The 18631-nt window shown below is 68.2% G+C and carries 17 protein-coding genes; 5 read left to right on the top strand and 12 right to left on the bottom strand.

Annotated features, from left to right (window positions below):
• Window positions 1–63 precede the first annotated feature (63 nt).
• Window positions 64–960 carry a transcriptional activator NhaR gene (nhaR, locus tag ACSFBC_RS27270; RefSeq protein ID WP_435513464.1) on the top strand — a complete coding sequence of 299 codons (897 nt, stop codon included), beginning with the start codon at window positions 64–66 and terminating at the stop codon, window positions 958–960.
• Between the two features lie 27 nt (window positions 961–987).
• Here the strand turns inward: nhaR and ACSFBC_RS27275 are convergent, their stop codons facing one another.
• The 3 genes from ACSFBC_RS27275 to ACSFBC_RS27285 form a co-directional block, all read right to left on the bottom strand.
• Window positions 988–1188 carry a hypothetical protein gene (locus ACSFBC_RS27275; protein WP_435513465.1) on the bottom strand — a complete coding sequence of 67 codons (201 nt, stop codon included), beginning with the start codon at window positions 1186–1188 and terminating at the stop codon, window positions 988–990.
• Window positions 1189–1280: 92 nt separating this feature from the next.
• Window positions 1281–2708: a diguanylate cyclase domain-containing protein gene (locus ACSFBC_RS27280; protein WP_435513466.1), complete on the bottom strand. Its 1428-nt coding sequence runs from the start codon at window positions 2706–2708 to the stop codon at window positions 1281–1283.
• Between the two features lie 141 nt (window positions 2709–2849).
• Complete coding sequence (locus ACSFBC_RS27285; RefSeq protein ID WP_435513467.1) at window positions 2850–3581, bottom strand: GntR family transcriptional regulator; 732 nt, start codon at window positions 3579–3581, stop codon at window positions 2850–2852.
• Between the two features lie 269 nt (window positions 3582–3850).
• On the opposite strand from ACSFBC_RS27285, the gene ACSFBC_RS27290 reads away from it, so the two are divergent.
• Together ACSFBC_RS27290 and ACSFBC_RS27295 are read left to right on the top strand one after the other, a co-directional pair.
• On the top strand, window positions 3851–7339 hold the full coding sequence (locus tag ACSFBC_RS27290) for an indolepyruvate ferredoxin oxidoreductase family protein (RefSeq protein ID WP_435513468.1): 3489 nt from the start codon (window positions 3851–3853) through the stop codon (window positions 7337–7339).
• Between the two features lie 48 nt (window positions 7340–7387).
• Window positions 7388–8362 (top strand): Bug family tripartite tricarboxylate transporter substrate binding protein, encoded by a 975-nt coding sequence (locus ACSFBC_RS27295; protein WP_435513469.1) that lies wholly within the window; start codon window positions 7388–7390, stop codon window positions 8360–8362.
• A 42-nt stretch (window positions 8363–8404) separates the two neighbouring features.
• Here ACSFBC_RS27295 and ACSFBC_RS27300 read toward each other — a convergent pair whose 3' ends face one another.
• The 6 genes from ACSFBC_RS27300 to ACSFBC_RS27325 all read right to left on the bottom strand — a co-directional run bounded on the left by ACSFBC_RS27300 (window position 8405) and on the right by ACSFBC_RS27325 (window position 14361).
• Window positions 8405–9112, bottom strand: coding sequence for an ABC transporter ATP-binding protein (locus ACSFBC_RS27300; RefSeq protein WP_435513470.1), 708 nt, complete (start codon window positions 9110–9112; stop codon window positions 8405–8407).
• The gene (locus ACSFBC_RS27305) at window positions 9102–9836 is read right to left on the bottom strand and encodes an ABC transporter ATP-binding protein (RefSeq protein ID WP_435513471.1); all 735 of its coding nucleotides are present in this window, start codon (window positions 9834–9836) and stop codon (window positions 9102–9104) included. The genes ACSFBC_RS27300 and ACSFBC_RS27305 overlap by 11 nt, the downstream gene beginning before the upstream one ends.
• Entirely contained in the window at window positions 9833–10840 is a 1008-nt protein-coding gene (locus tag ACSFBC_RS27310) for a branched-chain amino acid ABC transporter permease (RefSeq protein WP_435513472.1), read from the bottom strand. The genes ACSFBC_RS27305 and ACSFBC_RS27310 overlap by 4 nt, the downstream gene beginning before the upstream one ends.
• A gap of 13 nt (window positions 10841–10853) precedes the next feature.
• Window positions 10854–11708: a branched-chain amino acid ABC transporter permease gene (locus tag ACSFBC_RS27315; protein WP_435513473.1), complete on the bottom strand. Its 855-nt coding sequence runs from the start codon at window positions 11706–11708 to the stop codon at window positions 10854–10856.
• A 135-nt stretch (window positions 11709–11843) separates the two neighbouring features.
• A complete protein-coding gene (locus ACSFBC_RS27320; RefSeq protein WP_435513474.1) occupies window positions 11844–13109 on the bottom strand; it encodes an ABC transporter substrate-binding protein in 1266 nt (421 codons plus the stop codon).
• Between the two features lie 541 nt (window positions 13110–13650).
• Complete coding sequence (locus ACSFBC_RS27325; protein WP_435513475.1) at window positions 13651–14361, bottom strand: helix-turn-helix transcriptional regulator; 711 nt, start codon at window positions 14359–14361, stop codon at window positions 13651–13653.
• A 310-nt stretch (window positions 14362–14671) separates the two neighbouring features.
• On the opposite strand from ACSFBC_RS27325, the gene ACSFBC_RS27330 reads away from it, so the two are divergent.
• Both ACSFBC_RS27330 and ACSFBC_RS27335 read left to right on the top strand, forming a co-directional pair.
• Window positions 14672–15994 carry an aminotransferase class V-fold PLP-dependent enzyme gene (locus tag ACSFBC_RS27330; protein ID WP_435513476.1) on the top strand — a complete coding sequence of 441 codons (1323 nt, stop codon included), beginning with the start codon at window positions 14672–14674 and terminating at the stop codon, window positions 15992–15994.
• 33 nt (window positions 15995–16027) lie between these two features.
• The gene (locus tag ACSFBC_RS27335) at window positions 16028–16483 is read left to right on the top strand and encodes a RidA family protein (RefSeq protein ID WP_435513477.1); all 456 of its coding nucleotides are present in this window, start codon (window positions 16028–16030) and stop codon (window positions 16481–16483) included.
• On the opposite strand, the gene ACSFBC_RS27340 is transcribed toward ACSFBC_RS27335, so the two are convergent.
• Genes ACSFBC_RS27340 through ACSFBC_RS27350 form a run of 3 tightly spaced genes read right to left on the bottom strand, consistent with a single transcriptional unit; the run spans window position 16480 to window position 18626 of the window.
• Window positions 16480–18057: a PepSY-associated TM helix domain-containing protein gene (locus tag ACSFBC_RS27340; protein ID WP_435513478.1), complete on the bottom strand. Its 1578-nt coding sequence runs from the start codon at window positions 18055–18057 to the stop codon at window positions 16480–16482. The genes ACSFBC_RS27335 and ACSFBC_RS27340 overlap by 4 nt on opposite strands.
• A 6-nt stretch (window positions 18058–18063) precedes the next feature.
• Window positions 18064–18366, bottom strand: a complete 303-nt coding sequence (locus ACSFBC_RS27345; RefSeq protein ID WP_435513479.1) for a hypothetical protein — start codon at window positions 18364–18366, stop codon at window positions 18064–18066.
• Complete coding sequence (locus ACSFBC_RS27350; RefSeq protein ID WP_435513480.1) at window positions 18363–18626, bottom strand: hypothetical protein; 264 nt, start codon at window positions 18624–18626, stop codon at window positions 18363–18365. The genes ACSFBC_RS27345 and ACSFBC_RS27350 overlap by 4 nt, the downstream gene beginning before the upstream one ends.
• Window positions 18627–18631 lie beyond the last annotated feature (5 nt).

An 18631-nucleotide genomic window follows, 5' to 3' on the forward strand; every position in this document is an offset into this window, starting at 1 on the left:
TTCGAGAAAAGTCGTATTTTCGGCATCGTCCCTTCGTTATTTGTTTACTATGGAAGCGACGCCATGAATTTCAAGCACCTCTATTACTTCTGGGCGGCCGCCAAGGCCGGCGGCATCGTGCGGGCTGGGGAGCAGTTGCACATCACGCCGCAGACCCTGTCCACGCAGATCAAGTTACTGGAAGAGTCGCTGGGCTGTCATTTGTTCCAGAAAAGTGGCCGCGGCGTCGAATTAACGCCAGAAGGACGCACGGCGCTCAGTTATGCCGACCAAATCTTCTCGTTGGGCGCAGAACTGGAGGCAGCGGTGGGCAACAGGCGATCGGGCGTGCGCACGCTGAATTTCCGCGTCGGCATCGCGGACGCGGTGCCCAAGGCCATCGCCTACCGGCTGCTCGAGCCGGCGCTCGCCATCCCGGAGCAGGTGCGGCTGATCTGCCACGAAGGTCATTTCCGGGATCTGCTGGGCCAACTGTCGGTGCAGCGGCTCGATCTGGTGATCGCCAACGAGGCCATGGGCCGCCAGGCCAGCGTGAAGGCCTTCAACCACACGCTCGGCACCACCGCCATGACCTTCTTTGCCGCGCCGCCGCTGCACGCGTCGCTCGAAGGCGGCTTTCCTCAATGCCTCGACGGTGCGCCGATGCTGATTCCGGGCTCGGCCTCGGCGATGCGCCAGCGGCTGGATCTGTGGCTGGCCGAGCATGCGTTGCGGCCCCGGCTGATCGGAGAGTTCGACGACGCCGCGCTGCTCAAGGCCTTCGGCGGCGAAGGGCGCGGCGTGTTCATGTCGCCCACCGTGCTCGAGGACGAGACCTGTGCGCAATATGGCGTGAAGGTGCTGGGGCGCGCGTCTGAACTGGTCGAGGAGTTCTTCGGCATCTCGCTGGAACGCCGCATCACACACCCCTGCGTGGCGGCCATCACACGCGCGGCGCGACAGCAGTTTTCCAGGAAGTGAGCGCAGGCTTATCGCCCGCGGAATACGCTAGCCCAGGAAGAAGTGGTACGCCATGCTCGACGCGATCACCACGACGGCGACCATGGCCAGGCTGACCCAGGGCGATCGGGTGGGCGCCGCGCGACGAGCCGGCAATGTCGACGGGCTCAGTGTTGAAAAACCGGTGCTGTCGGTCTTGTCCTTGGCCCAGTCGTAGAAGTTGTCGCGCTCGGTATTCATGTAGGCCATTTTACTACATTGAATACCTTTTGCTACATTTCAAACCCTGATGCGCGCCGGACCGGGCGTGCATTTCTTCACAGGCCCGCTCCCTTCGCGAATCAAGCCTCGGCGATCGGGTCGTCCGACCAGAAACGGTAGACGTTCCGGCCCGCCCGCTTGGCCACGTACATGCTCAGATCGGCGCGCTTGATGAGCGCATTCACGTCCGCGCACTTCGGTCCGTACAGCGCAATGCCGATGCTGGCCGAGATCGTGCAGTCGTGCTCGAGCACCTTGAAGGGTGTCGAGGCCGCCAGCAGGATGCGCTGCGCGACGGTCTCGACATCGGCCAGGCTGGCGAAGTCGTCGACGATCACCACGAACTCGTCACCGCCCAGGCGCGCGGCCGTGTCGGACATGCGCAGGCTGCGCCCCAGCCGCTGCGCAAACGCCGCCAGCAGCGCATCGCCTACCTCGTGGCCCAGCGAATCGTTGACCACCTTGAAGCCGTCGAGGTCGATGAACAGCAGCGCGAGCGGCGATCCACGCTGCGCCTTGCCGACCGCATGGCGCAACAGCTGCATCAGCAGGTTGCGGTTGGGCAGGCCAGTCAGCGCATCGAAGTGCGCCAGCCGTCGGATCTGGTCTTCCGAGGCCTTGCGCTGCGTGATGTCCATCACCGTGCCGCGCAGCAGCTTGCCGCCGCCCTCCGCGTTGGCCGATGGTCGCGCCAGCGCATGAACCCAGCGGGTCGCCCCCGAGGGCAACGAGATGCGGTACTCGGTATCGAACTCCTTGCCCTCCCCCAGCGCGCGGTCGATCAGGCGCATGTAGCGTTCGCGGTCTTCTTCGTGCACCAGCGAGCGGAAATCCGCACCGGCCCTGCCGCGGTCCTCCGGGTCGAGGCCGAAGATGCGGAAGGTCTCCTCCGACCAGGCGGCCTCGCGGGTCACGGGGTCGAAGCTCCAGCTGCCGAAATGGGCCAGGCGTTGGGCTTCCGCCAGCATGCGCTCGCTCTCCGAGACGGCGCGGAACGCGACCTTGAGCTGCTCGCGCAGCGCGCTGATGTGGCCACCCATCATCGCGAACCATGGCATGACGACCGTGAAGATCAGCAGCTGCAGCCATTCGACATGCATGTCGAGGGCCTGCGGCTTGAACACCCTCAGCAGCCCGAGCACCGCCGCGTACCCCGCCACGCTGCCGAGCGCATAGGTCATGAGCGCAGGCGTGCGCAGCCGCAACGCGCCGAACAGGCTGACCATCGCCAGCAGCACCAGGAACATGGCGCGCCCGCCGTCCGCCGCGTAGGCGCAGCCCAGCAGCGTGACGGTCGCGGCGCTCATCTGTGCGACCGTCATGCTCGGATCGGCGAGCTTGCGGTTGCGTCCGCTGCGAAAGGCCAGATGGAAGACCAGCACCCAGCCGACGATGATGCCGAGGATCCACAGCAAGGGCTTCAGTTGCAGCAGACCGAGCCCATGCCAGACGACCAGCAACAGGACGACCAGCAGGCTGGTGCCGACGGCGATGCGATAGCTCTGCAATCGAAGGTCCTGTCTTGCGTGTTCAGGTTGGGAAAGGGAAGACGTCTGCATGGGCGGGCGATCGCGCGCAAGTGAGGTGGGGCTGAACTCTAACGTTCTCCCGCGTCTTCCCGGCCGAATCCGGTGGGGGCAGCGGCCGCTTCATCGTCGCGGCGCCGCGGACTCGACCACGAAGAAGCGCGCCACCATCTCGCGCGCGATCTGCACGGCCCGCTGCAGACTCATGTCGATGTGCGCGGTGAGCAGCGCCAGCGCACCCAGGGTGTCGCGCTCTGCGATGAGCGCGACGATCCGGGCATGGGCGTCGAAGGCCCGATCGTTCCAGTCGGACTGCTCGATGTCGACGTGCCGCGCGATGTGGATACGGCGCGTGACGATGTCCATGAAGGCCGCCAGCTCCTTGTTGTGCGACAAGGCCACGAGGTGGCGATGGAACTCCTCGTCGGCCAGCACCATGTCGGCGGTCTCCAGGTCGTCGGAGGCGGCCATCACCAGTTGCCAGTAGGTGCCCACCACCGCGATCTCCTCGTCGCTGGCCCGCTGCACGGCGAGCAGCACCGCCCGGCGCTCCAGCGCGATGCGGACCTGGTAGAGATCGAACACCTCGTCGACGCTGATCGCCTTGCGCAGGAAGCCCTTGTTCATCACAACATCGAGCAGGCCCTCGGCGGCCAGCCGGTTCAGGGCTTCGCGCAGGGGCGCGCGGCTCACGCCGAGCTCGCGCCCCAGCGCCTGTTCGTTGATGCGCGCGCCGGGCTTGAAGTCGTAGCGCATGCAGCGCTCGCGCAGCGCGAGATAGAGCCGCTCCACGCTGCTCTCCTCGCGCGTCTCGCGCGGCGGCTTCGGGCTGGGTCGACGGGGCGTTCGGGGCATGGGGCGATGTGGAAAGGTATCGAGGCGACGGCGGCGCTCGGCTGGGGGATCGCAGCAGTCGCTCAGGCGACAGATCGCGCCTCAGTGTAGCGAGCAACGCCCTCGTTCGATGCGCGTGAAACCTGCGATGCCCGAGCGCGGAGTTTCCCTAGTGGGCCGTCGCCAGAAAGTGTCGACACTTGCGAGGGCGCCTCTTTCGTGAGGATGCCGACTCGCAGGCGCGCACCGATGCGCCTCGCCCACGTGAAACCCCACTCCCGAGGCAGGCCATGACCTTGAAAGCCGTCACGCTCGACGACAAGTACACGCTGACCAGCGGACGCATCTTCATCACCGGCACCCAGGCGCTGGTGCGCCTGCCGCTCACCCAGCACGAACGCGATCGCCGTGCGGGCCTCGACACCGCGGGCTACATCAGCGGCTACCGCGGCTCGCCGCTGGGCGGGCTCGACGAACAGATCGGCAAGGCGAAGAAGCATCTGGGCGCGCGCAACGTGGTGTTCGTGCCGGGCGTGAACGAAGACCTCGCGGCCACGGCCGTCTGGGGCTCGCAGCAGGCCGAGATCGGCGGCGAGGGCAAGCACGACGGCGTGTTTGCCATGTGGTACGGCAAGGGCCCGGGCGTGGACCGCACCGGCGACGCCTTCCGGCACGGCAACCTCGCGGGCTCCTCGCGCCACGGCGGCGTGCTGGTGCTGATGGGCGACGACCACACCTGCGAATCCTCCACCACCTGCCACCAGAGCGAGTTCGCGATGGTCGACGCGATGATCCCGGTGCTGAGCCCGGCCGGCGTGCAGGAGATCCTCGACTACGGCGTGCTGGGCTGGGCCATGTCGCGCTTCAGCGGCTGCTGGGTCGGCATCAAATGCGTGAAGGACACGGTCGAGGCCACCGCGTCCATCGACGTCGACATCGAGCGCGTGAAGATCGTCCAGCCGCAGGGCGTGGACCTGCCCGCCGACGGCGTGAACATCCGCCAACCCGACACGCCCCATGCGCAGGAAGCGCGGCTGCACCGCCACAAGCTCGGCGCCGTGACCGCCTTCGCGCGCGCCAACGGCATCGACCGCATCGTGCTCGACAGCGGCGCGGCGCGGCTGGGCGTGGTTTCGCATGGCAAGAGCTACCTCGACGTGCTGCAGGCCCTCGACGACCTGAACCTGTCGGAGGAAGCGGCCGTGGCCAAGGGCCTGCGGCTCTACAAGGTCGGCATGCCCTGGCCGCTCGAGCCGGAGGGCGCGGTGGCCTTCGCCGACGGGCTGGAGAAGATCCTGGTGGTCGAGGAGAAGCGCAGCCTGATCGAGTTCCAGCTCAAGGAACAGCTCTACGGCCGCGCCCACACGCCGGCCATCGTGGGCAAGCGCGACGAGCAAGGCGCCGTGATGTTCCAGTCGGAGATGGCGCTGGACTCGAACCAGATCGCGATCGCCATCGGCGAGCGGCTGCTCGCGCTGGCCGACGATCCGGCGCTGCGCCGCCGCGTGGAAGAGATCAAGGCCTGGCGCGCGCCGCGCGGCGTGGTCGACATCCTGTCGCGCAGCTTCTACTTCTGCAGCGGCTGCCCACACAGCTCCTCGACCGTGCTGCCCGCCGGCAGCAAGGGCTACGCCGGCATCGGCTGCAGCTGGATGGCGCAGAGCATGGACCGCTCGACGCTGGGCTACACGCAGATGGGCGCCGAGGGCATGTCGTGGGTCGGCGAGGCGCCCTTCTCGAAACGCGCCCACATGTTCCAGAACATCGGCGACGGCACCTACTTCCATTCGGGCCTGCTCGCGATCCGCGCCGCCGTGGCCGCGCGCACCAACATCACCTACAAGATCCTGTTCAACGACGCGGTCGCCATGACCGGCGGCCAGCGCCACGACGGCCCGCTCGACGTGCCGATGATCGCCCACCAGGTGCGCGCCGAAGGCGTGGGCCGCATCGTGATCGTGAGCGACGAGCCCGACAAGTACGCGGCCGACGTGCGCTGGCCCGAGGGCGTGACGGTGCACCACCGGGACGACATCGACGCGGTGCAGCGCGAACTGCGCGAACTCACCGGCACCACGGCGCTGATCTACGACCAGACCTGTGCGGCCGAGAAGCGGCGCCGGCGCAAGCGCGGCACCTTCCCCGACCCGGCCAAGCGCCTGGTGATCAACGACCTGGTGTGCGAGGGCTGCGGCGACTGCGGCGTGAAGTCCAACTGCGTCTCGGTGCAGCCGCTGGAGACCGAGTTCGGCCGCAAGCGGCAGATCGACCAGTCCTCGTGCAACAAGGACTATTCCTGCGTCAAGGGCTTCTGTCCGAGCTTCGTGACCGTGCTCGGCGGCGCGTTGCGCAAGCCCGAACCCGTGGCCGAGACCACGCTGTTCCCGGTGCTGCCCGAGCCGGTGCTGCCTTCGCTCGACGAGCGCGTCTACAGCATCCTCGTGACCGGCATGGGCGGCACGGGCGTGGTGACCATCGGCGCCATCCTCGGCATGGCGGCGCATCTGGAAGGCCGCGGCTGCGGCCTGCTCGACATGGCGGGCCTGGCGCAGAAAGGCGGCTCGGTCTGGAGCCACCTGCGCTTCGGCGCCTCGCCCGAGGCCATCAAGACCATCCGCATCGCCGCGGGCGGCGCCGACCTGGTGCTGGGCTGCGACGTGATCGTGGCCGGCAACTCCAAGACGCTGGCTGCGACGCGGCGCGGCCGCACGCGCGTGCTGGTCAACACCAAGGAATTCATGCCGGGCGAGTTCTCCCGCAACGCCGACATGCAGTTCCCGCGCGACGGCCTGCGCGGCAACGTGATCGATGCCGTGGGCGAGGATGCGGCCGAGTTCGTCGATGCGGGCCGCATCGCGACCGCGCTGCTGGGCGACAGCATCGCAGCCAACATGTTCATGCTGGGCTTCGCCTACCAGCGCGGCCTGATCCCGATCGGCGCCGAAGCCATCGAGGCCGCGATCGCACTCAACGGCACGGGCCAGCGCATGAACGCCGACGCCTTCCTCTGGGGCCGCCGCACCGCGGTCGACCCCAACGCGGTCGAGCGGCTGCTGGTGCTCAAGCGCGGCAGCGACGGGGCGCAGGTTTCGCCGCCCCGTGCGAAGGGTCTCGACGAGTCCATCGCGCTGCGCACACGCTTCCTCACCGACTACCAGGACGCGGCCTATGCGGCGCGCTACACCGCGCTGGTCGAGCGCGTGCGTGCGGTCGAGGCCGCGCGCTTCGGCCACGGCACCGCATTGACCGAGGCCGTGGCCCGCTACCACTTCAAGCTGATGGCGATCAAGGACGAGTACGAGGTCGCGCGCCTGCATGCGCACAGCGGCTTCCTCGACAAGCTCGCACAGCAGTTCGAGGGCGACTACCGGCTGGTCTTCAACCTCGCACCGCCGCTGCTGTCGCGCCGGGATCCGGCCACCGGCGAGCTGCGCAAGCGCGAGTTCGGCGCCTGGGTGTTGCCGCTGTTCAGGGTGCTGGCGAAGTTGCGCACGCTGCGCGGCACGCACTTCGACCTGTTCGGCCGCACCGAGGAACGCCGCAGCGAGCGCGCCATGCTCGCGCGCTACGAGCAGACGATCGAGCGTGTGCTCGGCACGCTGCAGTCTTCTTCGGACCCGGCCCACCATGCCGCCGCCGTGGCGTTGGCCTCGCTGCCCGAGGACATCCGCGGCTACGGCCATGTGCGCGCCAGAAGCCTGGTCGCGGTGCATGCGCGCGAACAGGATCTCCTGGCCGCTCTCGACCGCCGCGTGATCCCCCTGCAGCGCGCTGCCTGAACGTCCTTCCTTTTTTTCGACGACCGACAACATCCCCAGGAGACAACGATGGTTTTGAAGAACACGCGGCGCGCGGCGCTGATGGCACTGGCAGGCCTTGGCCTGACCGGGCTGGCGCAGGCCCAGCCGACCTCGGCCTACCCCGACCGCAACATCGAGCTGATCGTGCCCTACGCGGCCGGCGGCGGCACCGATGCGCTGGCGCGTGCCTTTGCCGACGTCTCGCGCAAGTACCTCAAGCAGAGCATCGTGGTGAACAACAAGCCGGGCGCCAGCGGCTCGATCGGCTGGACCGACGTGATCAACAGCAAGCCCGACGGCTACAAGCTCGCACTGGTGACGGTGGAACTCACCTTTCTCAACAGCCTGGGCCTGGTGAAGTTCACGCACGAAGCGATGACGCCCATCGCACGGCTGAACTTCGACCCCTCGGCGGTCACGGTGCGCGCCGACGCGCCCTGGAACACCATCGAGGAATTCCTCGCAGCCTCGAAGAAGGCGCCCGGCGAGATGCGCATGGGCAACGCCGGCAACGGCTCGATCTGGAACCTCACGGCCTCGGCGCTCGAGGACCAGGCGCAGGTCAAGTTCAACCAGGTGCCCTACCAGGGCGCGGCGCCCGCCGTGCTCGCGCTGCTGGGCGGCCACATCGATGCGGTGGCCGTGAGTCCGGCCGAGGTCGGCGTGCACCTGGCCGCGGGCAAGCTCAAGATGCTGGCCGTGATGTCGGACCAGCGTCTCAAGGGTTTCGAGAGCACGCCCACGCTCAAGGAACGCGGCATCGACGTGTCGCTGGGCGCCTGGCGCGGGCTGGCCGCGCCCAAGGGCACGCCGCCCGAGATCATCGAGATCCTCAAGGTCGCGGCCGAGAAGACCGCCAAGGACCCGGCCTTCATCGAGAGCCTGCAGAAGCTCAATCTCGGCTACTCGTACGCCGACAACACGACCTTCAAGGCGCAGATGGTCAGTGACAGCGATTTCTACAGGAAGCTGATCGCGAAGATCGGGCTCAAGCTGCAGTGATGGGCGCAGGCGCGGCAGCCTTCGAACGCTGCCGCGGCCTTTCTACTCGACGCCCAGGTAGATCTGCTGGATGCGGTTGTCGGCCGCCAGCTCCGCCGAGGTGCCGCTCTGCGCCACCTTGCCGTGCTCCAGCACGTAGACGCGGTCGGCCACGCGCAGCGCCGACAGCGCATCCTGCTCGGCCATGAGAATCGCGACGCCGCGGTCGCGGATCGCGCAGATGGCTTCGAAGATCTCGATCTTGAGCTTGTGCGCGATGCCCACCGACGGCTCGTCGAGCAGCAGCAACTGGGGTGCGCCCATCAGCGCGCGGCCGATCGCGACCATCTGCTGCTGACCGCCCGACATGGTGCTCACGATCTGGCTGCCGCGCTCGTGCAGCACGGGAAAGAGCTTGAGCACCCATTGGTGGTCGCGCTCGATCGCGTCGCGGTCGTTGCGCAGGTACGCGCCCAGCATCAGGTTCTTGCGGACCGTAAGTTCGCCGAACAGCCGCCGCCCTTCGGGGCAATGGCAGACCCCCCGGCCCACCACCGCATGCGCGGGCAGGTCGTGCAGCGAGTTGCCGTCGAAGTCGAGCTTGCCGCGCGAGGGCACGGTGCGCGAGATCGCCTTGAGCAGCGTGGTCTTGCCCGCGCCGTTGGGCCCCAGCACCGCGACCAGTTCGCCGCGCGCGACGCCCAGGCTGATGTCCTCCAGCGCCATGGCCTTGCCGTAGAAAGCCTGCAGGTGTTCGATCTCAAGCAGCATGTGCAGCCTCCTGACGCCCGATGTAAGCCTCGATCACGCGGGGGTTCTTGACGATCTCCTCGGGTGATCCGATGCCGATGACTTCGCCGAAGTCGATGGCCACCACGCGCGAGACCAGCTTCATGAATTCGCGCAGCTTGTGCTCGATCAGGATGATGGTCAGGCCCTTCTCGCGGTGCAGCTGGCGGATCAGCGCCGACACCTCCTCGATCTCGCCCGAGCCTAGTCCCGCGAAAGGTTCGTCGAGCAGCAGCAGGTCGGGCTCGGTGGCCAGTGCGCGCGCGATCTCGAGCCGGCGCAGGTCGCCGTACGACAGCTGCTCCGACGGGTAATCCGCCTTGGCCGCCAGCCCCGCATCGGCCAGCAGCCGGCGCGCGCGCGCCTCGCGGTCGCCGGCCGGCACGCGCGGGCCCAGGCTGCCGACCAATACGTTCTCGAGCACCGACATGCCGACGAAGGGCCGGCACAGCTGGAAGGTGCGCGCGATGCCCAGGCCCACGATGCGGTAGGGCTTCATGCCGCGGATCGACTGGCCATGGAACCGGATCTCGCCGCCGTCGGCCGGGATGAAGCCCGTCAGCAGGTTGTAGAGGGTGGTCTTGCCCGCGCCGTTGGGGCCAAGGATGCCGACGATCTCTCCCTTCTCGATGTCGAGGGTCACGCCCTTGACGGCATGCAGGCCACCGAAGCGCTTGTCGAGGTTGCGCACGCTGAGCAATGTCATGCCGACACCCGTCCTTTCAGCTTGTCTGCGGCAGCCTTGTCATCGCCGTTCGGCGGCGTCACGACGGGCACGCCCGAGAGACGGGCCCGCAGCCACTGCCACGCCGGCGCCACCAGGCCCTTGGGCAGGAAGAACAGGATCAGGATCAGCACCACGCTGTAGACCATCAGGCGCCACTCGCCGAAGTCGCGCAGCAGCTCGGTCATGAGCGTGAGCAGCAGCGCGCCGCCGACCGCACCGTAGATGGTGGTCATGCCGCCCACGTAGACCATGGTGATGATCGTGACCGAGGTCACGACCGCGAACAGCTGCGGGCTGACCTGCAGCTGGTAATGCGCATACAGCGCCCCGCCCAACCCGGCGAAGGCCGCGCTGATGGCCAGCGATGCGATCTTGTAGAAGGTGACGTTGATGCCGGCGGCCATGCAGGTCGCCTCGTCGCCGCGGATCGCGCGCAGGATCAGTCCCCAGTTCGAATGCGCGACCCAGGTCAGCAGCGCGGTCGTGGCAGCCAGCACCGCGACCACGAACCAGTAGAAGTGCAGCGGGTTCGCCATCAGCGGCTCGATGCCCTGGATGCCCTCCTCGCCGCCCGTGTGCTCCCAGAAGATCAGCATCAGCCGCTGCATGATCACCGCGCCCGACAGCATCGCGAGCGCGAAGTAAGGGCCCTTGAGCCGCAGCGTCGGGAAGCCCATGATCAGCGAGAAAACCACCGCCACCGCCATGCCCGCGGGCAGGCCCCACCAGGGCCCGAGGCCCAGGCTGGTGTTGAGGAAGCCGGCCGCGTAGGCGCCCACGCCGATGAACAGCGAATGGCCGAAGTTCTCGCGCCCGGTCAGGCCCGACATGAAGTCCCAGCTCACGGCCCAGATGCCGTAGATGGCAGCCACGGTGAGCACGCCGATCAGGTAGCTGCTGCTGACCACCATCGGCAGGCCGACGAACACGGCAAACACCCCCACGGCGGCCACCAGGTCGATCTTGTTGAAGCGTTGGATCATCGCGTCGCTCCGATCAGAAGGCCGCGCGGCGGCCGAACAGGCCGGCCGGCCGGACCACCAGCACCACCAGCGTCACGAGCACCGAGAGGATCTCGGTCCAGGCGGTCGAGACCGTGTAGCTCACGATGGTCTCGGCATAGCCCAGCATGAAGGCCGCGACGATGCTGCCGGGGATCGAGCCCAGCCCGCCCAGCACCACGATCGCGAAGGCCTTGACCAGCGGCAGCAGGTGCATCGAGGGGTTGACCGACAGGAAGGGTCCGGCCATCACGCCGGCCAGCCCCGCGAGCGCGGCCGAGATGCCCATCACAACCGAGAAGATGCGGTCGCTGGGGATGCCCATGTACTGTGCGGCCTCGGGGTCCTGCGAGATCGCGAGGATCGCGCTGCCCAGCCGCGTGGTGCGGATGAACACGTAGACCGCGACGATCGCGACCACGCCGACCGCCAGCGCGAGCAGGCGCTGGCCCGCCACGTCGGCACCGGCGATGGTGAACTTGACGTCCGAGAACGCCGGCACGTTGCGGTACTCGGAGCCGAAGATCAGGAACAGCGCCTGCTCCACCACCAGTGCGATGGCCAGCGACATCATCAGCACCGCGATCTGCGAGGCGCGCATGGGCCGGATCAGCACCCGCTCGACCAGCATGCCGAAGGCCGCCACGAACAGCACCGACAGGATCGCGGCCAGCCACAGCGGCAGGCCGACCACCGAAGTCAACGTGTAGGCGCCGTAGGCCCCCAGCGCATAGAAGGAGCCGTGCGCCAGGTTGAGGATGCGCGCCACGCCGAAGATCAGCGTGAAGCCCACGGCCAGCATCGCGTAGATCGAGCCGGTGATGGTGCCGAAGATGAGGATCTCTGCCACGTGCGTCTCCAGGGCCGCACCCACGGTGGGGCGCGACGGGGTGATCGGGTCTCGGGTCTGCGAGAAGAAGCGCTCCCGCGGCGCGGGGCGCATCGCGCGGACGCGGCCGAAGCTGCAGTCCGCGTCGCTCGCTGCCTACTTCTTGGCCAGCCAGGGCGGCGCGATCACCGGCCCGGTGCGCAACGCCTTGGGCCACACCACGGCGCGGGTGCCCTTCTCCTGCCACTGCGCGAACAGCAGGTTGTTGAACTCGCCGCCGGCCTTGACGTCGTGCGAGTCGTCGAACTCCAGCTTGCCCGCGACGCCGGGCATCGAAGTCTTCTCGAGGCCCTTGATGATCGCGTCGGTGTCGAAACCGTTGGCCCGCTCGACCGCCGCCACGTAGGCATAGACCGAGTCGTAGGCACCGTAGGCGGTGTAGACCGGTACGCGGCCGGTGCGCTTCTTGAACTCGTCGAAGAAGGGAACGGTCTTCACCGACAGCGGCGCGCGCACCGCGAAGTTGGCCGCGATCTGGCTGATCGACTTGCCGCCCACGCGGTCGAAGAAGTCGCCGTCCATGCTCTTGACGTCGATGCCACCGTAGGGGATGGGGAAGCGCGCGTCGTGCCATTGCTTGGCGAAGGTGTCGCTCGAGCCGTGCGAGAGGATCACGATCAGGAACTGCGCCTCGCTGCTCTTGACCTTCGACAGCAGCGGCGAGAAGTCGGAGGTGCTGGCATCGAACAGCTCGGTAATGCGCACGTCGGCGCCGACGTCGACCGCGCCCTTCTTGAGGATGGGCACGAGGTCCTGCACCCACTTGGCGTTCTCGCCCACGATCGCGATCTTCTTCAATCCGAGCTCGCCGATCACCAGGCCCGAGATGAAGTCGACCAGGCCGCGCGCCTGGTGCGCGGCATTGATCGGGCCGGTGCGGAAGATGTACTTGTTGCGCTCGTAGTCCTTCTTGACCGCGGCCGTGATGGCCGGCGATGCCGCGCCCACGCCCAGGTAGATGGTCTTGGCCGCGGTGATGTGCGGCAACTGGGCCAGCGTCACGCCGCTGGTGTAGCCGCCGATCAGCACGTCGACCTTTTCGTCGGCCGTGAGCTTCTTGATCGCGTTGATGCCGGCCTCGGGGTTCTCGGTCTCGTCGGCCACCGTCATCTCGAGCTTGCGCCCGCGCACGCCGCCCTTGGCATTGATCTCGTCCATCGCGATCTTGATGGCGTCCTGCGTGTCGCGGCCCACCTGCAGCTGGATGGGCGTGGTCACGCCGATCTTCACCGGCTTGTCCTGTGCATGAACGGCAGCGCCGGCCAGCAGACCGGCCGCCAGCACCAGCGCCGAACCGCCGAGCACGCCGCGCCGGCTGCGCACCGGGACGTCGCCCGCTTCCTGACTGAGGTGGAAAAACATCTTGTCTCGCTCCTTCTGTGGATAGATGGAAACTGCGATGCGCGCGCCTCTTCGGATGACCTCGACCGGCCTTTCACAAGGCCGCTCATCACGCCGGACGTGTTCGACACCGACAGGCCGAAGTTCCTCTGCAGAGTGCGCTTGCGGCCAGTCGATGAAAGTGTAGACAGTTGTCCTGTCAGTCGGAAACACCGTTGATAGTGGTTTACGCTAGATCGCTGCCCCTCCTGTCACTCTCGCGACGAGCCCGTGTCCGGCGACCGTCGACGCCCGTTCATCTGCCAGCCATTGCCCGGTGATCTGACTGTTCGGCGTGGCACGCTCTCCTTAGGATCCTGCAGGCCGCGACGAGCGCCACGGCGCTGGCCGACGGCACCTACGCCCGAAGCACGGGCGGCGCGGCCGATCCGTTCAGCGCCGAGGAGAAGGCCTGGCTCGCGCGGATCTTCCCGCAGGGCGTGTGCGACTGCGCGCAGCCGGACATGGGGCGGCCGAAGGGCCTTTGAGCCGGCGACCGCGGAGCCGCGGAAGCGCGCCGCGCTCAGCCCGGCGCAGGCTCGTCGCGGCCGCGGATCTCGTCGAGGTAGTTGTAGATGGAGAAGCGCGACACGCCCAACGCGCTCGCCGCGCTGCCCACGCTGCCCTTCACGATGAACAGGCCGCGCCGCATCATCTGCTCCACAGCCGCGACCTTCTCCTGCTTGTTCATCAGCCGCACGGGCTTGCCCAGCGTGCGGATCGCCGAGCGGATGATGTCGTCCATCAGCACGTCCATCTCCGGCGCCTCGGCCGATGTCACCGCCGGCGCCGCGACACTCGGCTTGCCCACGAGCGCCTGCTCGAGCCAGGCATGCGCGAGCTTCAGCACCGAGAGATCGGCATTCATGCAGAGCGCCGCGAACGGCGTGCCCTCGGTGTCGCGGTAGACGACGGTCGCCGACTTCAGCGGCGTGCCGCCGGGCGAGGCCGTGGGGTAATCGGTCACGACCGAATGGCCGCGCTGGCTCCGGTCCAACGTGGCGTTCCATGCCACGGCGAAGGCCCGGTCTTCCTTCGGGCCGCTCAGGATCGAGCTCCCCACCTGGCGCCCCGAGACATGCCCATTGGCGATCGCGAGCACCGAGCGCTCCGGCTGCGTCAGGTCGTGCAATGCCAGTTCGACGTTGGGCCCGAGGATGCTCTGCATCATCGTCACGATCGGTCGCAGCACGTCCAGCACCTGGCGCCGCTCGGCGGCGAGCCGCGCGTTCACAGCGGGCGCGGACGTCGGCGCCGCCGTGCGGGGCACACGAGGCCGGACGGGTGCGGGGGAACGGGGAACGGGCTTCTTGACGGACATAGGGCTCCAGTTATCGCACAAACCCTGAGTTTGATTTCAACAAATTGTTGAATACTAGATTTGTTGTTGAAATCGGCACAGGACTTGCAACCGCGTCGCCGGCGGCACGGCGCAGCGGCCAAGCGCAGACCGGACGCCCCGGCATGGCGCGTGGTGCTGCACCCCGGGGCCGACTTCGCACCATTTTTCAACATTTTGTGAACCACTCAACACCTCATTGAAAATGAACTCCCTCCTCGATCCCAGCGGTCTCGCACCGCGTCCGAGCTCCCGCCGGAACTGGCTCAAATCATTGGGCGGTGCTTCGGTCGCCACGGCTTTCGGCGCGCAACTCGCCGGCTGCGGCGGCGGCTCCGGCGGCTCCTTCCTGCCGACGGCCTCGGCCGGCACCAACGACCCGGCACCCGCCGCCGGAACGCTGCCCGCCAAGGCACTGTTCCCGGGCGTGGCCGACCGGATCTTTCTCAACTCGGCGGCCGACCATCCCTGGAGCCAGCTCGCCGTCGACGCCTCGACGGACTACGCCAAGGGCAAGCTCGGACTCAACGGCACCAACGCGACGGCCGCGGCCAAGTTCGCCGCGCTGATCAACGCCGATGCCGACGAGATCGCCTACGTGCCCAGCACTTCGATGGGCGAATACCTGGTCACCCAGGCACTGGGCCTGCCGGAGAAAGGCGGTCGGGTGGTGACGGACGCGTTGCATTTCGTGGGCTCGTTCTACATGTACGAGCAGTACAAGGCCCGCGGCGTCGACGTGGTGACGGTGAAGATGGACGCCGGCTACCGGATCTCGCTCGCCGACCTGGACCAGGCGATCGTCCCGGGCACCCGACTGGTCGCGATCTCGCATGTCTCGCTCTACAACGGCTTCACGCACGATGTGAAGGCCGTCTGCGATCTCGCGCATTCGCGCGGCGCGCTGGTCTATGTCGACCTGATCCAGTCCGCGGGCGCGATACCGGTCGACGTCAAGGCCATGGGCGTCGACTTCGCGGCCTGCGGCACCTACAAGTGGCTGATGGGCGACTTCGGCTTCGCCTTTTTGTACGTGCGCAAGGACCTGCTGCCGCGGCTGCAGCGGCCCTGGTACGGCTACCGGCAGACACGCAACTTCGCGGCGCCGATCCTGCACGTCTACCCGCTCGATCCGCCGGGCAGCGTGCCCTACGAAAGCGTGCAGATCGAGTCGGTCTCGGGCTACTTCAGCGGTTCCTTCCCGGCAACGGCGGTGGAAGTGGCGTGCGCCGCGTCGATCGACTGGATCCGCAGCGTCGGCGTGGAGAAGATCCAGCAGTACAAGCAACCCATGCTCGATGCGCTGCAGGCCGGCCTGCGCGGCAAGGGCTTCCAGGTCGTGACGCCGCCCGAGACCCGCGCGCCGATCGTCACCTTCGCCTATGCGAACGCGGCGCAGCTCTCCACGCGCCTGGCACCGGCAAAGATCGAGATCACCTTGCGCGCCAACCACGCGCGCATCTCGCCCTCGGTCTTCAACGACCTCGGAGACATCGAGAAATTCCTGGCGGCCATCGGCACGCCCTGAGTCGCACCCTCCCCATCATTCAAGGACCTCTCCATGCGCAACCGCACCCTCTCTCTCGCCGCCATCACCTGCCTGGCCCTGTCGACCGCTGCCTGCACCACCGCCCCCACCTACCTGAACTCGGGCAAGGTCCTGCCCGCCACGCTGCCGTTCTCGGAAGCGGTGAAGGTCGGCCCCACGCTCTACCTGTCGGGCCAGATCGGCAACCTGCCCGGCGGGCTCAAGCTCGCACCGGGTGGCATCACGCCCGAGTCGAAGCAGGTCATGGACAACATCAAGACCTCGCTCGAGGCCCACGGCTACACGATGGGCGACGTCGTCAAGTGCACGGCCATGCTGGCCGACATGTCGGAGTGGTCGGCGTTCAACGCGGTCTACCAGACCTACTTCACCGCGGGCCGCTACCCCGCGCGCAGTGCCTTCGGCGCGACGGCGCTCGCGTTCAATGCGCGCATCGAGGTCGAGTGCATCGCGGCCAAGACTTCCTAGGCAGCACGCCAGACGCTGTCCACCGCGCCGTGCCGCACGCGTCGTGCGGCCACCCGTGCCATGGCCGCAAGACCGAGACCACCGCAAAGCGCCACCGCATCGACGCCCAGCGGCCCGGTGGCCGCGGGCACCCAACCCGCCGCGGCCGGCAGCAGCAGGCCGGCCAGGGTCGTGGCCGGCAGCGCCCAGGCCGCCGCGGCGGCGAACCACAGCAGCGTCACCGACGCGCGCGCGCCACCGCGCCAGAAGGCCCAGCCGATGCTGGCCAGGAAGGTCGCGTGGTACACGCCGCGGTGCCAGACGTCGAGGTTCGCCACATGGCCCTGCAGCCATTTGCTCGCGACGATGCTCAACGACAGGCCCGCCACGCAGCCCAGGCACACGCCCACCGTGCCGGCCGCCATGCGCGCGGTGGCGCGGCTCTGCACCACCGGCGCCGCGCCGCGTCGCGCGGCCTTGCGGCGTGATTCGATCCAGAGCAGGTTGCCCGAATAGAAGAGGAAGGCCCCCGCCCGGCCCAGGAAGAAATAGCCCCAGCGCACGGACGCGCCGCCGTAGGAGCCGAAGTGCAGCGAGAAGAAGGTCGACACGCTCGCCATCCAGCCCGAGCGGTGGCCGGGCGCGTACTCGCCGTGCAGCAGCGCACCGTCGACCGGACGCACGAGCAGCAGCGAGCCCTGGGCCGAGCGCTGCATGCAGCAGGGCTGGTCGCCGGTGATCCAGGCCACCGCGCCGGCCGTGCCCGCGCCACGGATGCGCAGGGTGTGCGGCACAAAGCCGGGCGTATGCGCCTGCACCCGCGCCACCAGCGCCTGCAGGGGCAACAGCGGTGCGGGCGCCGGGTCGGGCTGCGCCGCGGCGAACGGTCCGCTGGCTTCCCACATCTGCTCGAAGCGGCCTTCGTAGACCACGGCCTTCTGTGCGTCGTAGATCACGTCGTGCAGGCCGAACACCACGGCGCTCAGCGCCATGACGACATGGAAGGGCAGGCTCAGCAGGCCGATCACGTTGTGCGCATCGAGCCACATCCGCTTGAGGTTGGGGCCCACGCGCAATGCGAACAGATCCTTGACCAGCGTGGGCCACAGCAGGACCACGCCGGACACGAGAGCCAGGAAGTACAGCGCGCTCACCACGCCCATCACGACCGTGCCCGCCTCGCGCCCGATCGGCAGGCCCGCGGTGCGGTGCACCTCGTCGATGAAGTCGGCCAGGTCCGCCGCATGGGGCGCGCCGACGACCAATGTGCCGTCGGGCGCGAGCGTGGCCTCGCGCGCCACGTCCGCGCCGCGCGGCTGCCAGCGCAGGCGATGCGGCGCATGGCGTCCGTCGCCCAGCTGCAGCGTGAAGTCGGCACGCGCTTCCGGACGTTCGGCCAGCGTGCGCGCCATCAGGGCATCGGCGTCGGCATGGGTCACCGAGGCGGGTGCGATGGGCGCAGCCGTCCAGCGCGCGAGCGGTGTCTTGAACATCGTCAGCGCGCCCGCATAGAACGCGATGAACAGCAGCAGGCCGGCCACGATGCCGGTCCAGGTGTGGACGGTCTTGTAGGTCCGGAGCGTGTCGGCGCGCATGCGTCTTCAGCTCCCGAGGCGTTGCACGGCGAGCAGCGCGCCGAAGGTCAGCAGGTTGGCGGCACCGAGCCAGCCCCAGGCTGCGGCGCCCGAGGGGAACAGGAAGACCGCGCTCAGCACGCCGAGCCACAGCGGCGGCACCATCCACATGTTGAACTGGTACTTGTTGAGCGGCGCGAGCCCGCCTGGGCCGAGCCAGGCGAACAGCCCCGAGAGCGCGATGGCCAGCGTGAAGCCGAGCACCGTGCCCGCTGCGCTCTGCCACAGCCACTCGGCACGCGTGCGCGGCCGGCGTTCAGCCCGCGTCATCTGCGCACCTCCCACCATGCCGCCAGGTAGGGCAGCGCCACCCAGGTGCCCATCATCACGGTGAGCGCCGCAAAGAAGCCCGCCACCGGCTGCAGGGCGAGCGACCAGCCCACGAAGCCCGCGAGCAGCAGCAGCGCACACGCGATGCGCCAGCGCCGCGCGTGCGGCACGGCACCGAGCAGCCGCTGCTGCGGCGATGCGAGACAGAGGCCACTCGCCCCGGCGACCGTGCACAGCACGGCCAGGATCTGCTGCGACATGGCGC

The organism is Variovorax frigidus, from assembly GCF_051216515.1.
In the GTDB taxonomy this organism is placed as follows: Bacteria; Pseudomonadota; Gammaproteobacteria; order Burkholderiales; family Burkholderiaceae_C; genus Variovorax.

Coding starts and splice junctions, on each gene's coding strand:
- nhaR (WP_435513464.1), top strand. CDS start 64: ATGAATTTCAAGCACCTCTATTACTTCTGGGCGGCCGCCAAGGCCGGC.
- ACSFBC_RS27275 (WP_435513465.1), bottom strand. CDS start 1,188: ATGGCCTACATGAATACCGAGCGCGACAACTTCTACGACTGGGCCAAG.
- ACSFBC_RS27285 (WP_435513467.1), bottom strand. CDS start 3,581: ATGCCCCGAACGCCCCGTCGACCCAGCCCGAAGCCGCCGCGCGAGACG.
- ACSFBC_RS27290 (WP_435513468.1), top strand. CDS start 3,851: ATGACCTTGAAAGCCGTCACGCTCGACGACAAGTACACGCTGACCAGC.
- ACSFBC_RS27295 (WP_435513469.1), top strand. CDS start 7,388: ATGGTTTTGAAGAACACGCGGCGCGCGGCGCTGATGGCACTGGCAGGC.
- ACSFBC_RS27300 (WP_435513470.1), bottom strand. CDS start 9,112: ATGCTGCTTGAGATCGAACACCTGCAGGCTTTCTACGGCAAGGCCATG.
- ACSFBC_RS27305 (WP_435513471.1), bottom strand. CDS start 9,836: ATGACATTGCTCAGCGTGCGCAACCTCGACAAGCGCTTCGGTGGCCTG.
- ACSFBC_RS27310 (WP_435513472.1), bottom strand. CDS start 10,840: ATGATCCAACGCTTCAACAAGATCGACCTGGTGGCCGCCGTGGGGGTG.
- ACSFBC_RS27320 (WP_435513474.1), bottom strand. CDS start 13,109: ATGTTTTTCCACCTCAGTCAGGAAGCGGGCGACGTCCCGGTGCGCAGC.
- ACSFBC_RS27330 (WP_435513476.1), top strand. CDS start 14,672: ATGAACTCCCTCCTCGATCCCAGCGGTCTCGCACCGCGTCCGAGCTCC.
- ACSFBC_RS27335 (WP_435513477.1), top strand. CDS start 16,028: ATGCGCAACCGCACCCTCTCTCTCGCCGCCATCACCTGCCTGGCCCTG.
- ACSFBC_RS27340 (WP_435513478.1), bottom strand. CDS start 18,057: ATGCGCGCCGACACGCTCCGGACCTACAAGACCGTCCACACCTGGACC.
- ACSFBC_RS27345 (WP_435513479.1), bottom strand. CDS start 18,366: ATGACGCGGGCTGAACGCCGGCCGCGCACGCGTGCCGAGTGGCTGTGG.
- ACSFBC_RS27350 (WP_435513480.1), bottom strand. CDS start 18,626: ATGTCGCAGCAGATCCTGGCCGTGCTGTGCACGGTCGCCGGGGCGAGT.